The following is a 12997-nucleotide window of genomic DNA, read 5'->3' as shown; positions in this document are numbered from 1 at the left end:
AATACTATGAGCATTCGCGTTGGAATTGTCGGGATCAGTGGCTTTGGCGGCGGTGAGGCGCTGCGCCTGATCGCGAACCATCCGTCTTTCGAACTGGTCTACGCTGCGGGCGATGGTAGCGCTGGCAGCCGACTGGTGGACCGCTTTCCCGGTGTGGCGCCCAAACTTGCCGGGCTGGTGATCGAGAAGTGGGATCTTGCGACCCTGCCGAAGCTCGACCTGCTGTTCGCGTCGCTGCCCACGGGCGCGTCGGCCGAGGCGCTGGCGCGGGTTCCCAAGGACCTCAAGGTCGTCGACATCGGTGGCGATCACCGGTACGTCGAAGGATGGACGTACGGACTGGCCGACGTCTGGCCAGCCCAAATCGAGGGCCAAACCCGTATCGCCAACCCAGGCTGCTTCCCTGCGGCAACGCTGAACGCGCTGGCACCGTTGCTGGCCAACAAGTTGATCGAGCCCGGCAACATCGTAGTCGACGTCAAGACCGGTATCTCCGGTGCTGGACGGGGCGGCGCCAGCAGCAAGTTCGGCTTCGCCGAGAGCAACGAGAACCTGCAGCCCTACTCCCCGCTCAAGCACGTCCACATGCCCGAAATTGCCAAGACGATCGAGCGGCTCAGTGGCGGTAGTGCGGCAGGGCTGGTGTTCACGCCGCACCTCGTGCCAATGACCCGCGGCGTGCTCGCCACCATTTACTGCCACGGCCGCGCCACGACGGCCCAGTGCTTGGAAGCGGCCCGGGACTTCTACGCCGGGCGCGCGTTCATCCGCGTGACCGACGAACTACCGCAGACCAAATGGGCGACTGGCTCGAACCTTGCCTTCGTCAGTTATGCGGCCGATCCGGAGCGCAACTTGGTGATCGCGATGAGCGTTGTCGACAATCTTGGCAAGGGAGCGGCCGGCCAAGCAGTGCAAAACGCAAACCTGATCTGCGGACTGCCGGAAACCGCGGGGTTGGACGGCATGCCTGTCTGGCCGTGAATATCGTCGCTTCCTAACAAGCGGGCAAATCTTTGCATCGTCAAACAGGATCATGAGGGACACCATGTTCGAAATCTCACGCGCGATTACACCAGCGCAGTTGGACGCTGTTCGAGGTCTCATGCGAGCATTTGTCGAATGGCACGGTGGACGGCATGGAGAGTACCGGAGCCTCCTCGATCAATATTTCGACCCGGAAAAATTCGAAGCTGAACTCAGTGGTTTGCCCGGCAAGTTCATTCCCCCGAGAGGTCGATTACTCGTTGCAACCGACGAAGGTACAGCTGTCGGCTGCGTCGCACTGCGAGACCTTGGCGGAGATGTCTGCGAGATGAAGCGCCTGTTCGTCCTTCCCGCATGCCACGGACGCGGTGTGGGCCTGGCTCTGGCGAAAACCATTCTCGAAGAGGCCCGAGGCATCGGTTATCGGTTGATGCGCCTCGACACAGGACCTAAATCGATTGAAGCACAAGCCATCTATCGAAAACTTGGTTTCAAGGACATCGCACCGTACTACGAACTCGACGATCAGATGAAGAACTGGTTGGTTTTCATGGAATTGACCTTGTAGCCTGCTGGTCCAGCCGCCAAGGGACTTCATGCAAGTCAACCTCTGATTGTCTCTTCGCGCTGATTTCGATTGATTCGTTTAAATGTGGGGGTGGGAGGTATGGATATGGAGTCGCCCGAGAGCTGGTTTCATCGTAGAGCAACCCACTATGTTGAAGCGCAGGTTCTGTTCCACCTGAATCAGGCTGGTGTCCTGCAAGCGCTGATGCGCCAAGGGCCGTGCACCGCCGCAGAGATTGCAAAGACGCTCGACCTCGATCCGGCAGTCACGGATGTCCTGCTCGACTACGTATTTGGTATCGACGACTTGCTTGATCGGAACGACGCGGGACAATATTCGCTCTCGGCGTTCGGCGACCGGGTACTTGCACGCTACTCGGATAGCGACAGCGACAAGGAGAACCGCTCGATCAACATGTTCGATGTGCGGGTTGGCGCCTATGGTCCGGTCTGGCAAAGGCTCGGCGGCATGCTCAAGAAGGAAGTGCGGCACGGTATCGACTTCCATCGGGAGGGGCGTTTCGCGGAGAAGGGCGTGACCAAGCTCGCGCGCCATTTCGCCGGCACCATCTGCGAGGTGATCGATCGCCTTGATGTCGAGGCAGCTCTCGAGATAGGAACCACCACAGGACTGCTCGGCCAGCTTTCCGAGCGCCGCCCTGATCTCGCGCTCTACGGTCTGGACAAGAACAGGCGCGCTCTGGACGAGACCAAAGAGGCGCTCCTTCTTGCGCCTTGCGACGCCCACCTTCTCCAGGCTGACTTTCTGAATGTTTCCGACTGGACTGGAAATATCAAGGGTGACCGCCCCGGTCTGATCTTCTCCCTGCATTTTCATGAAATTCTCGCCCAAGGTGTCGATCGGCTGGTTGCGGCGCTGCGCGAGCTCCAGCAGCGCCTTCCGGGTTGGGTGGTGCTCGCGCTGGAGCAGCCCAGGCTGCCCCAATCCGAACGCAGTTCCCTGCAGGAAACGCTCTGGCTCTACGGGCAGTCGAACATCCTGATTCATCACCTAATCGGCAACGGCCGGATACTCAGCCGCGAGGACTGGGTAGGATTGGGTGAATTGGCCGGCTGTCTCAAGGTGACCGACACATCTTGCGGCTATCTCGGATACCGCGCGTTCGCCTACCACTTGTAGAGCATGACTGGAGCGCCGCACTTCGACATGCCCGAAGACACGACAACCAAGCTGGGCGACGCCGCATTGACCGCCGAGCTCTCTCGCATGTTCAACCGACTGGCGCCTAGCGTCGATGAAGAGTTCGTTGTCTCGAAGTCGGTCAGTCACGAGAACTTGGCGCTGCTTCTGGACAGCCTCTCCGAAGAAGAGAGTGCGCACAGCTGGAGGAACTTCGACCGCACGGCGGGGCTGGAGGATATCCTGCGCTGGGAGAACAGCCGACGCCCCACCGAGGTGTTTTTCTTCTACCTGAAACAGGGCAACGCCCTGCAGATCGTCGGCACCGGCTCGATCGCCGAATATCTGAATAGCCGCTTCACGGATCCTGGCTTCTGCGTGCTTGGCCGTTGCTACATCATGCCCGGGTTCCGTGGCCGCGGCATCTACCGGCGCGTCCTGCAATTCCGCCTCGAGCGCTGCGCGGCCCGCCTAGGGCAAAAGCTGAAAGGAATCCATATGGGCTCCGACGACGAGCGTATCGCGCACGTCGTCGCCCAGCCGGCGCCTGGCTGGTCGTGCTTTCATCATCTGGGGGAGGAAGCACTTCCCATTGCCGGCCGGACGAAATTGGTGAATGCCTACATCTTGCTCCTCCCTGCTTTCTCGCAGAGCTTGACGCACGCGCTAGAAGGACCGGGAGCCCCGCCGGCCTTGGCGGAGTTGCATGACCGGCTCACCGGAACTGCGCCCGCGGTGGCGCGCAATCTGGGTATCGGATTACGCGACGCCCTCGCTGGCGCACAAGAAAGTGCCTGGCTCGGCATGCGCGACTGCAGGTCGATCAACAAGCTGATGGATTTTTGTCGTGCCGTGCCGTTAGTCGGTTTCAAGTGAACATCCATTGTTCGATCTGCCGATGGAAGCTTTTTTCATGGAAAGGGAGATTTAAATCATGACGCAGAAATGGGACATAGTCGTGGTGGGGGGCGGCCCTGCCGGAAGTACTGCGGCGACGTATCTCGCCCGCCTTGGATATAAAGTTCTCCTCATTGAGCGAGACGAATTTCCCCGGCATCGCATTGGTGAATCACTGCTTCCAAGCATGATGCCGGTCCTTGAAGATTTCGGCCTTATCGATGCCTGTCGCAAGGCGGGCTTCGTGGAAAAGACCGGTGCCACCTTTATCTGGGGCAAGACGCGTGAACCGTGGGACATCCGGTTCGCTGACACCCCGTTCCTGCCGTCCGGATTCGCCTTCCATGTGGATCGGGCCGCCTTTGACAAGATCCTCCTGGACAATGCACGCGCCTGCGGCACCGAGGTGCTGCGCGCCCGTGTGAGCGGGCCGCTCATCGAGAACGGCAGGGTCGTCGGCGTGACCTATGAGGATGCGGACGGGAAGCCAGACACGGCGCGCGCCTCGTACGTGGTCGACGCCAGCGGGGCCGCCTCGATCATCGGCCGCAACGTAACGGAGCGCCGCTACGACGACAAGATGCGCCAGGTGGCCCTCTACTCCTATTACCGGAACATTCGCGGCGCAGAGGGTTTCCGGCAGGGCCACATCACCGTCGAGAGCTCGCCTAAAGGCTGGTTCTGGTTCATCCCGATGGACAGTGAGGAATTGGGCGAGGTCAGCCTGGGCTTGGTCACCGGGCAGGAGTTCACCGACGAGATTCGCACCAAGGGCGCGGAGGCCTTTTACGAGGAGGCGCTCTCGCTCGCGCCCAATGTGCGTGAAATGATCGGACCCGACGCGCAGCGCGTCAAGCCGATCAATATCGTCCGCGATTGGGCCTATACCTGCGACAAGGCCGCGGGACCTGGCTACTACCTAGCCGGAGACGCGGCGGCCTTCCTGGACCCCCTACTGTCCACCGGCGTGTCGCTGGCGATGCTGGCCGGCTATTCGGCCTCGGTCTGCATCCACACGGCCCTGTCCGAACCCGGCATGGAGCAGGAGGCGACCGAGTTCTATGCCAACAACTACCGCCAGATGTACGAGGTCACCCGGGACTTCCTGCACTACTTCTATGCGGGAAATGCAAGTGCGCACCCGAACGAAATTTTCTGGAACGCGCGGCGAGCGCTCAAGTTCGACGAAAACATCGGGGCCAAACAGGCATTTTCCTTTTTCATCAACACCATCCCTGGCAATCCGCACCCGGCGCTCAAGAAACAGATCCCGATGTTCCAACAGTTCATGACGAACCTCGACCATGCGGTGAACGAAATCAGCTCACCGACCGGGAATTTCATGACCCAGCAACTGCGCCAGGCCGACCGGCTGGAAGAAGACGATGTGCCCGTGGTCAACGGCCGGCTGGAATCCAGCTGGCAGTTCAACCGGGAGAAGCATCTGCTCGAACAAATTCGGGGAGTGACTTTTGACCGTGATCGGCCAGTGTTCTCGTCCACCAGCTCCTGGCTGCTTGGACGCAATATCGCTGCATTGAAGAACGAAGCATGGGACCTCCTGAAACTGGTCGATGGTCAAAGGCCCTGGTCGTCCATCGTCGACCATTACACCGCAGCCCGGAAGGACGAAGCAAGTCAGGGCTGCGAGGCTGTCTCGGAGATCATTGCGTTCCTGTTGGCCGAGAGGTTCGTACTCGTTCGCGACCAGGCCTAATTTCAGATGAACCGTTCCTGAGGGCTTGGGGAGCAGGTATTCCAACGGACGAGAGGGAATCGTGGTCAACAAGAAGATTAATTTCGGTGTTTTGCTTCAAGGCCCCGGCGCAAACAGGAACGCATGGAAGCATCCGAGCGTGCCGCCTGACGCGAGTGTCAAGTTCAGCTTCTATGTCGATTGTGCGCGCAAGGCGGAGGCGGCCGGCATCGACTTCGCGTTCATCGCCGACGGGCTGTACATCACCCGGGAATCGGCACCGCATTTCCTGAATCGCTTTGAGCCTGTCGCCCTGCTGTCGGCACTCGCGGCTGTCACGTCGACGATCGGGTTGGTTGGCACCATCTCGACGTCGTACAGTGATCCTTACACCGTGGCGAGGCAGCTTGCGTCGATCGATCTGATAAGCGACGGCCGGGTGGGTTGGAACGTCGTGACGTCACCGCTCGAAGGATCCGGCAGGAACTATGGTCGCGAGCATCCCGATCATGCGCTGCGCTACAAGATCGCGGAGGAGTATCTCGATGTGGTGCAGGGGCTGTGGGATAGCTGGGACGATGATGCGTTTATACGGGATCGCGTGACCGGTCGCTTCTTCGATCCGGCGAAACTGCATCGCCTCGATCATCGGGGCCGCTTTTTCTCGGTTGAAGGGCCGCTGAATATTTGTCGTTCGCCCCAGGGCCAGCCGGTCATCTTCCAGGCCGGTTCGTCGGACGACGGCATCCGTTTCGCCGGGCGGTACGCCGAGGCGGTCTTCACGGATGCCGGCACGTTCGAGGAGGGCCGCGCGTTCTACCGGCGCGTGAAAGAGAGCGCCGCTGCACAGGGGCGAAATCCGGACTACGTAAAAATTTTTCCAGGCATCGGTCCGATCGTCGGAGCAACAGAACAGGAAGCGAAGGATAAATTTCATCAGGTGCGGGACCTGCTGTCTCCGCAAGAAGCCCTCACCGCCCTCGGATTCTTCTTCCAACAGTACGACTTCAGCGTGCATCCGCTCGACGGTCCGTTTCCCGATGTCGGCGAACTCGGCAGCGATGGGTTCCGCGCGACAACGGACAATATCAAGCGGATCGCGCGTGAACGCAGCCTGACCTTGCGCGAGATCGCGTACGAGGTTGCGATGCGGCGCGCGAGTATCGGCACGTCGGAAGCCTTCACCTTTATCGGCACTGCCAACAAGGTCGCCGACGAGATGATTCAATGGGTCGAAGAGGGCGCGGCGGACGGCTTCATGCTTGTGCTACCCGTGGTCGGCTTCGGGCTCGACGACTTCATCCACCACCTGCTGCCGGTTCTGGCCGCGCGTGGCTACTACGATTCTCTGCCGGGCGGTACCACCCTGAGGGACAGGTTTGGCTTGCCGTATTCCGAAAGCCGTTACGGAACGTGAACAGCGGTCCAATTCGGCGCGGTGGAATTGCCGATTGATGAATTGAAAAGGTCGTGCGCCTATTCAGGAAGCGTTGCTGAAGATGTCGATGTACGTAGCGCTGGTGCTGATTTTCATGAACTTTGCGTGCGGTTCAGATCCGGGAAGCGCACATACCGTCGGACGCGTGGTCGGATTCTGGCCTTTCAAGGACTGAACTGCTCGACGTCTTGGCCAGCGTACTTATAAATTCTATCGTCGCGAACTTGAGCATGTTTGCTAAATTGCTTGCTCGCCGCCTGGAACGGCAAAGCATCCACTATGCTTGGATCGTTGCGGCACTGGTCTTCTTTGTCATGCTGACCACCTCTGCGGCGCTCGGCCTGCCGGGCGCGTTGCTCGTACCGATGTCAAGGGAGCACGGCTGGAACACCGATAGGATTTCCACCGTGCTGGCCATTCGCTTTGCGCTGTACGGCCTGATGGCTCCCTTCGCCGCTATGCTGATCGATCGCTACGGCGTACGCCGCATCGTCTTTACCGCACTCGCATTGATTGCTGGCGGAATTGGGTTTGGTATGGCGGCCAACTCGCTGTGGCAGCTGTTCATCGCGTGGGGCCTGATGCTGGGCGTCGGTTCGGGTATGACGGCGCTTGTTCTGGGTGCCGTCATTGTGAACCGCTGGTTCGATCAGCGGCGAGGCCTCGTAATCGGCATCTTGACCGCCAGTTCAGCAACCGGCCAACTCGCCTTCCTGCCGTTTGCAGCCTGGTTGATCGAGCATGTCAGCTGGCGTGCCGCAATGTTGCCGGTCTTGTCGGCGTGTGCTCTGCTCGCCCTACTGGTGGCTGCGCTGATGTGCAATCGCCCCTCGGATATCGATCTCTTGCCATTTGGTGAAGCACAAGGCGTCGTCACCACGGCAGTACCCGCTGCACCAATGCAATGGGGCAGTCCATTCCTGGTGCTGCGTGATGCGGTCCGTGAACGCACCTTCTGGATACTTGCCGGGACCTTTTTCATCTGCGGCCTGAGCACCAATGGCCTGATTCAGACGCATTTTATCGCCCTGTGCGGTGACTTTGGCATGGGGTTGGTGCCTGCAGCGTCGGTGCTCGCCATGATGGGGGCCTTTGACTTCGTCGGTACGATCCTGTCCGGATGGCTGTCGGACCGCTACGACAACCGCAAGCTGCTGTTCTGGTATTACGCGCTGCGTGGTTTGTCTCTGTTCTGGCTGCCCCACTCCACCTTCACGCTGGTTGGGCTGTCCGCGTTTGCGATGTTCTATGGACTGGACTGGATCGCGACAGTGCCGCCAACCGTCAAACTTGCTGGTAGCGTGTTTGGTAAGGACCGTGCGGCGATGGTATTTGGCTGGGTGTTTACCTTCCACCAGGTGGGCGCGGCCGTTGCAGCTTTTGGAGCTGGCATGAGCCGCACGTTGCTATTGACGTACACGCCGGCACTGTATATTGCGGGCGCAATGTGCCTGGTTGCAGCGGTGGCGGCGATGCTGGTGCGTATTTCGGTGAAGTTGAACAGTGATTCCGCCAGCGCGGGATGAGCCGATTTGAGAATATCGGCAGTCTGCAGAAAGAACCGACGCATGATGTGCCACAGTCGCGCGCCAACAATGCTGGCGTCGCCGTCCTTACCGAGGTTGGCCACCAATGACGTTCGTGGATTCAAACGTGCCGGCGTGACTGGCAACTGGCGCTGTACGAGACACCGGTCGAGTGCATCGCGCGCGAGCGGCCGCAGTGCCACACGGGCGCGCTTGCTTCCTTTGCCGGTCACATGAAGCCATTGATCACCGTGCTCGTCAACGTTCCACGCACCTTATGCCGGCAAACGGATTCGCCGGCACGTAGCGTTGCTCGATCAACCAGCGAAACAGCGCTGAAAGTACGGTCAGCGCGTAGGTAAGCACGAGACCAGTACCGTCTGTGAACGCTCGGTGACGAGTGCCATGATCCCCTGTGAAGGACACGAATGACCGGTCGTGTCCACGATAGGAGTTGTGGACAGAGTGACTCAGACAGTCGAGATCCCGCCGAAACGGCAAACTCGCCGACATCCGACGGAATGGAAGCGGACCATTGTCGCGCTGACATTCGAGCCCGGCGCGTCGGTCGCCCGTGTTGCTCGCGAGAACGGCATCAATGCCAATCAGGTGTGGGCATGGCGCCGCCTCCATGCGCAAGGCCTGCTAACGGACGATGCGATTCCAGACGCAATGCTGCCGGTTGTCGTCAACGAACCGTCTCAGCCATCGATGGCGCTCGAGGTGCCGACTGCGACCGACAACATACCGTCCGGCTCGATCCAGATCCAGCATGGCAAGACGTCGATTCGCATCGAAGGCGCGCCGGACCCGGACGTGTTGCGTTCTGTTCTCGACCGCATTTTACGATGATCGGTCTGCCTCAAAACACGCGGATCTGGATCGCGGCGGGCGTCACCGATATGCGATGCGGCTTCAATTCGTTGGCCGCGAAGGTACAGACGGTGCTGGAGAAAGATCCGTTCTCTGGACACGTGTTCGTGTTCCGGGGCAAGCGCGGTGACCTGCTGAAGTGCTTGTATTGGAGCGACGGCGGGCTATGTTTATTGGCGAAGCGGCTCGAAAAAGGACGCTTTGCTTGGCCCCGTGCCGACTCTGGTGTGGTCGCGCTGACAACCGCTCAGCTGTCGTTGTTGCTCGAGGGCTTCGATTGGCGACAGCCGGTCGAAGCCGCGCGCCCACGTAGTGCGCTGTAAACCATTGTTAACTGGCGTTCGCGTGATCGTGGGCAGTCGTAAACTGTCCTTATGGAATCGACCTCGACCGCGCTGCCCGACGACATCAACGCTCTGAAAGCGTTGCTGCTTGAGCGTGATGCTCAGGTTGCTGAGCTGCGAAAGCAGCTCTCGTCGCGGGCACTCGAAATCGAGCATCTGAAGCTCACGATCGCGAAACTGCGCCGAATGCAGTTCGGCCGGAAATCGGAGAAACTAGATCGCCAGATCGAACAGCTCGAATTGCGGCTGGAGGATCTGCAGGCCGACGAAGGCGCCGCCGATGTAGCAGCCGCTCCCGAGGCAAAGCGGCCGCGCCGCGAAGGTCCGAGCCGCAAGCCGCTACCCGAACATCTTGAACGCGAAGAGCGCGTCCATCTGCCCGCCGATGATGACTGCCCCGATTGCGGTGGGCTGCTCAAGCCGTTGGGCGAAGACGTCGCGGAGCAACTCGAATACGTGCGTGCGCACTTCCGTGTGATCCGTCATCGCCGCCCGAAGCTAGCCTGCGCGCGCTGTGATCGCATCGTGCAGGCCGCGGCGCCGAGCCGCCCGATCGATCGGGGCATTCCGGGTCCGGCGCTGCTCGCCCACATCGCCGTGTCGAAGTTCGCGTACCACCTCCCCCTGTACCGCCAGGCGGTGATGTACGCGCGTGACGGCGTCGAAATCGATCCCGGCGCGATGGGCTACTGGATGGGGAGCATCACGGCGCTGCTCGCACCGTTGGTCGACGCCGTGCGCCGCTACACGCTGGCCTGCGGTAAGGTGCATGCGGACGACACTCCGCTGCCGGTGCTGGCGCCGGGCAACGGTCGCACGAAGACAGGACGTCTCTGGGTCTACGTGCGCGATGATCGGCCGAGCGGCTCCCACGAACCGCCGGCGGCCTGGTTCGCCTACACGTCCGATCGCCGCGGTGAGCATCCGCAGCAACATCTCGCTGACTTCGCCGGTGTGCTGCAGGCTGACGCGTTTGCTGGCTATGCCGAGCTGTATCTCGACGGCCGCGTCCAGGAAGCCGCGTGTATGGCTCACGCGCGCCGGAAGATCCACGACCTGCATGCGGTGCGCCCCAACGCCGTGACGGAGGAGGCGCTGCGCCGGATCGGCGCGCTGTACAAGATCGAAGAGCAGATCCGGGGCAAGCCGCCCGACGAACGACGCGGTGTGCGCCAAGCGCGGGCAGTGCCGCTGCTCGAGGACATGAAGCGTTGGTTCGAAGCGACGCTCGCCACGCTCTCTGCGAAATCCGACACGACCAAGGCGATTCGGTACGCGCTGAATCGCTGGCCAGCGCTCGTCTACTACTGCAGCGATGGGTGTGCGGAGATCGACAACCTGATCGCCGAGCGAGCATTGCGAGGCGTCGCTCTCGGACGGCGGAACTATCTGTTCGCCGGCGCCGACTCTGGCGGCGAACGTGCCGCCGCGATGTACAGCCTGATCGGCACGGCACGTCTGAACGGCCTCGATCCCGAGGCATACCTCGCCTACGTGCTCGAACGAATCGCGGATCATCAGGCCAACTGCATCGACAAGCTGCTGCCGTGGAACGTGGCACCGTTGCTGCCGTCGACCGCACGCGTTGAACCGATCCGATAGCATCCGACTTCCCGCCGCACAACAATCTGAAATATAAAGGTGCCAATGCGGGCCGAAGAATATTGCGCGAGCCAGAGGAAAGTGCATCGGCAGTGCGGTAGAGTTGTCTGCGCCCCACCGGGGCGCTTAGAAGTGGCGTAATCGGTAAAATCAGGACCTGATTCGAAGGGAAAAATGAAAAAATCGTTGATCTTAGTGGCTACATTTTTATATTCCGCGGTCATTCAAGCGCAAATAAGAGGCCACACGGCTCCGATGATGTTCGAGCCATCGGTTTGCGATTCAGATTACGTCGCAATCGCGAAGAAGAAATTCACGCTTGCCCTTGATGCTGTTGATCAAGCTACGCCAGTCGTATCAGCAGAAAAAATTAAAGAACTATCCGATGAAGAGGATCGAATATCCGAACATTGTCCAATACCGCAGTCTGGTGTGCCGAACGTAATGTTTTGTCGCGAGCCGATATATTACAAGGAAAATCGTGAGGCTTGGAGGGCGCTGCGCTCAACGCCAGAATATATAGAGTGGAAACTGCATAAGGAAGTCGATTTTCTTCGTCCGGTTCTTGCGGAAATTGATCGATACACGAGCAGCAATATAGTGGATGCTCGATTTTATGGGGTAAAGGGCAATATCTGGTTGCTTACCATGCTTGGTAGCGATTTCGCAAAACTTTACCCTCCGGTTGACCCAGGTGAGCCAGACCCTATGTTTTTGAGCAGATCAAAGGTGATAGGGCCTTTGCAAGATGCGCGAGACGGCTTGTTCGACATCTTGCGCTGCGATGCTAATAAAACCGCAATGACGCCACAGACGCCTCATTAAAAGCTATGCTGGCATCGCAGATACTCTCTTCATGAACGTGAACGGCAAGAACACCACCCGCTGCGCGCGTGAGTGCGCGCGCTTGCCGTCGCAAAAAACTGGTTCGAAGCGACGCTTGCCACGCTCTCAGCAAAATCTGACGCGGCCAAGGCGATTCGGTACGCGCTGAATCGCTGGCCGGCGCTCGTCTACTACCGCAGCGATGGGTGTGCGGAGATCGACAACCTGATCGCCGAGCGAGCATTGCGAGGCGTCGCTCTCGGACGGCGGAACTATCTATTCGCCAGCGCCGACTCTGGCGGCGAACGTGCCGCCGCGATGTGTACAGCCTGATCGGCACGGCACGCCTGAACGGCCTCGATCCCGAAGCGTATCTCGCCTACGTGCTCAAGCGCATTGCTGACCATCCGATCAACCGCATTGACGAACTGCTGCCGTGGAACGTGGCGCCGTCGTTGCCGTCTACTGCTCACGTCGAGCCCATCCGATAGCATCACGACTCACCGTCGTCAACGACCTACGCTACGGTGCTGATCGAGTGCTTACGCGCGTAGGCGGACGAACGGGCCGACAGGCCACCCGAGAACGGTCGCCACTCAACCGAATCTCGCGGCCGCGGCGGGCCGATCCATCGTTCGCGCGGCGCCGGGCGCCGGACGAATGCCCGGTAGGCGATCGCGTCATCGGTCGTGAGCGACGACAACGCTCGGCCGCGCTCCACGATGGCCCAAAGGATCAACCGTTCGGCTTCTTTACGGTATGCACGCTGGGGTGAAGCGGTTTCGTGCAACGCTAGCCAATAGCGATCTAGCCGAGCTGCTTTCGGTTTCGCGTCCAACCGTCTATCGAAGGAGGGGCTAGCCCGCGCTGACAGACCAACGAGCAAGGGGACCCAGCACCCGAAGTCGGTTGGCTGTTCCGTTGCTCGCCGGCCCCCAATTCGGGCGACAACTATTCTGACGCCGGGGGAGTATCCATGGCGGAACTCCCCCGTGAGACGATCCGTTTGACATGCAATATCCGGCGAAACGGGCGAACTATCGTTGTACAGAAAATAACGCGAGCACGACGCAGGATATCCGGTTTCCGAACCTGTCATGG

At 60.1% G+C, this 12997-nt stretch carries 11 protein-coding genes and 3 pseudogenes; 12 read left to right on the top strand and 2 right to left on the bottom strand.

The genetic code is table 11. The features are described 5' to 3' along the window. The first annotated feature begins 6 nt into the window (after positions 1-6). From argC to HWX31_RS09440, 7 genes are all read left to right on the top strand, one after another. Positions 7-984, top strand: coding sequence for an N-acetyl-gamma-glutamyl-phosphate reductase (gene argC / locus HWX31_RS09470; protein WP_174958741.1), 978 nt, complete (start codon positions 7-9; stop codon positions 982-984). Between the two features lie 64 nt (positions 985-1048). Continuing rightward, positions 1049-1555, top strand: coding sequence for a GNAT family N-acetyltransferase (locus tag HWX31_RS09465; protein WP_088501002.1), 507 nt, complete (start codon positions 1049-1051; stop codon positions 1553-1555). A gap of 105 nt (positions 1556-1660) precedes the next feature. Further along, positions 1661-2695 carry a class I SAM-dependent methyltransferase gene (locus HWX31_RS09460; RefSeq protein ID WP_174958738.1) on the top strand — a complete coding sequence of 345 codons (1035 nt, stop codon included), beginning with the start codon at positions 1661-1663 and terminating at the stop codon, positions 2693-2695. Positions 2696-2722: 27 nt separating this feature from the next. Beyond that, positions 2723-3571 carry a GNAT family N-acetyltransferase gene (locus HWX31_RS09455; protein WP_157376155.1) on the top strand — a complete coding sequence of 283 codons (849 nt, stop codon included), beginning with the start codon at positions 2723-2725 and terminating at the stop codon, positions 3569-3571. Between the two features lie 58 nt (positions 3572-3629). Then, positions 3630-5309 carry an NAD(P)/FAD-dependent oxidoreductase gene (locus HWX31_RS09450; protein ID WP_174958735.1) on the top strand — a complete coding sequence of 560 codons (1680 nt, stop codon included), beginning with the start codon at positions 3630-3632 and terminating at the stop codon, positions 5307-5309. A 61-nt stretch (positions 5310-5370) separates the two neighbouring features. Continuing rightward, entirely contained in the window at positions 5371-6705 is a 1335-nt protein-coding gene (locus HWX31_RS09445) for an LLM class flavin-dependent oxidoreductase (protein WP_174958732.1), read from the top strand. A gap of 251 nt (positions 6706-6956) precedes the next feature. Next, positions 6957-8252 (top strand): MFS transporter, encoded by a 1296-nt coding sequence (locus tag HWX31_RS09440; RefSeq protein WP_174958730.1) that lies wholly within the window; start codon positions 6957-6959, stop codon positions 8250-8252. On the opposite strand, the pseudogene HWX31_RS34905 reads toward HWX31_RS09440, so the two are convergent. Further along, positions 8177-8609: pseudogene (locus HWX31_RS34905) on the bottom strand (hypothetical protein); the annotation flags it as partial. The gene HWX31_RS09440 and the pseudogene HWX31_RS34905 sit on opposite strands and share 76 nt — an antisense overlap. 108 nt (positions 8610-8717) lie before the next feature. Between HWX31_RS34905 and tnpA the strand changes: the two are divergent. The 5 genes and pseudogenes from tnpA to HWX31_RS09415 form a co-directional block, all read left to right on the top strand. Then, positions 8718-9104, top strand: a complete 387-nt coding sequence (gene tnpA, locus HWX31_RS09435) for an IS66-like element accessory protein TnpA (RefSeq protein ID WP_226194389.1) — start codon at positions 8718-8720, stop codon at positions 9102-9104. After that, positions 9101-9448 (top strand): IS66 family insertion sequence element accessory protein TnpB, encoded by a 348-nt coding sequence (gene tnpB, locus HWX31_RS09430; RefSeq protein ID WP_059671215.1) that lies wholly within the window; start codon positions 9101-9103, stop codon positions 9446-9448. Before tnpA ends, tnpB begins: the two co-directional genes overlap by 4 nt. A 51-nt stretch (positions 9449-9499) precedes the next feature. Further along, positions 9500-11071: an IS66 family transposase gene (gene tnpC, locus HWX31_RS09425; RefSeq protein ID WP_174958727.1), complete on the top strand. Its 1572-nt coding sequence runs from the start codon at positions 9500-9502 to the stop codon at positions 11069-11071. 174 nt (positions 11072-11245) lie between these two features. After that, positions 11246-11896, top strand: coding sequence for a hypothetical protein (locus HWX31_RS09420; protein ID WP_174958724.1), 651 nt, complete (start codon positions 11246-11248; stop codon positions 11894-11896). 93 nt (positions 11897-11989) lie between these two features. Then, a pseudogene (locus tag HWX31_RS09415) lies at positions 11990-12387 on the top strand (transposase domain-containing protein); the annotation flags it as partial. A gap of 56 nt (positions 12388-12443) precedes the next feature. Here HWX31_RS09415 and HWX31_RS09410 read toward each other — a convergent pair. Further along, positions 12444-12695: pseudogene (locus tag HWX31_RS09410) on the bottom strand (integrase); the annotation flags it as partial. Positions 12696-12997: the final 302 nt, after the last annotated feature.

This window comes from Burkholderia ubonensis (genome assembly GCF_902833085.1).
Lineage (GTDB): Bacteria > Pseudomonadota > Gammaproteobacteria > Burkholderiales > Burkholderiaceae > Burkholderia > Burkholderia ubonensis.
The sequence above is the reverse complement of the archived record's forward strand: the minus strand, read 5'-3'. Positions and strand labels throughout refer to the sequence as shown.

Coding starts and splice junctions, on each gene's coding strand:
- HWX31_RS09455 (WP_157376155.1), top strand. CDS start 2,723: ATGCCCGAAGACACGACAACCAAGCTGGGCGACGCCGCATTGACCGCC.
- tnpC (WP_174958727.1), top strand. CDS start 9,500: ATGGAATCGACCTCGACCGCGCTGCCCGACGACATCAACGCTCTGAAA.
- argC (WP_174958741.1), top strand. CDS start 7: ATGAGCATTCGCGTTGGAATTGTCGGGATCAGTGGCTTTGGCGGCGGT.
- HWX31_RS09450 (WP_174958735.1), top strand. CDS start 3,630: ATGACGCAGAAATGGGACATAGTCGTGGTGGGGGGCGGCCCTGCCGGA.
- HWX31_RS09465 (WP_088501002.1), top strand. CDS start 1,049: ATGTTCGAAATCTCACGCGCGATTACACCAGCGCAGTTGGACGCTGTT.
- HWX31_RS09460 (WP_174958738.1), top strand. CDS start 1,661: ATGGAGTCGCCCGAGAGCTGGTTTCATCGTAGAGCAACCCACTATGTT.
- HWX31_RS09440 (WP_174958730.1), top strand. CDS start 6,957: ATGTTTGCTAAATTGCTTGCTCGCCGCCTGGAACGGCAAAGCATCCAC.
- HWX31_RS09420 (WP_174958724.1), top strand. CDS start 11,246: ATGAAAAAATCGTTGATCTTAGTGGCTACATTTTTATATTCCGCGGTC.
- tnpB (WP_059671215.1), top strand. CDS start 9,101: ATGATCGGTCTGCCTCAAAACACGCGGATCTGGATCGCGGCGGGCGTC.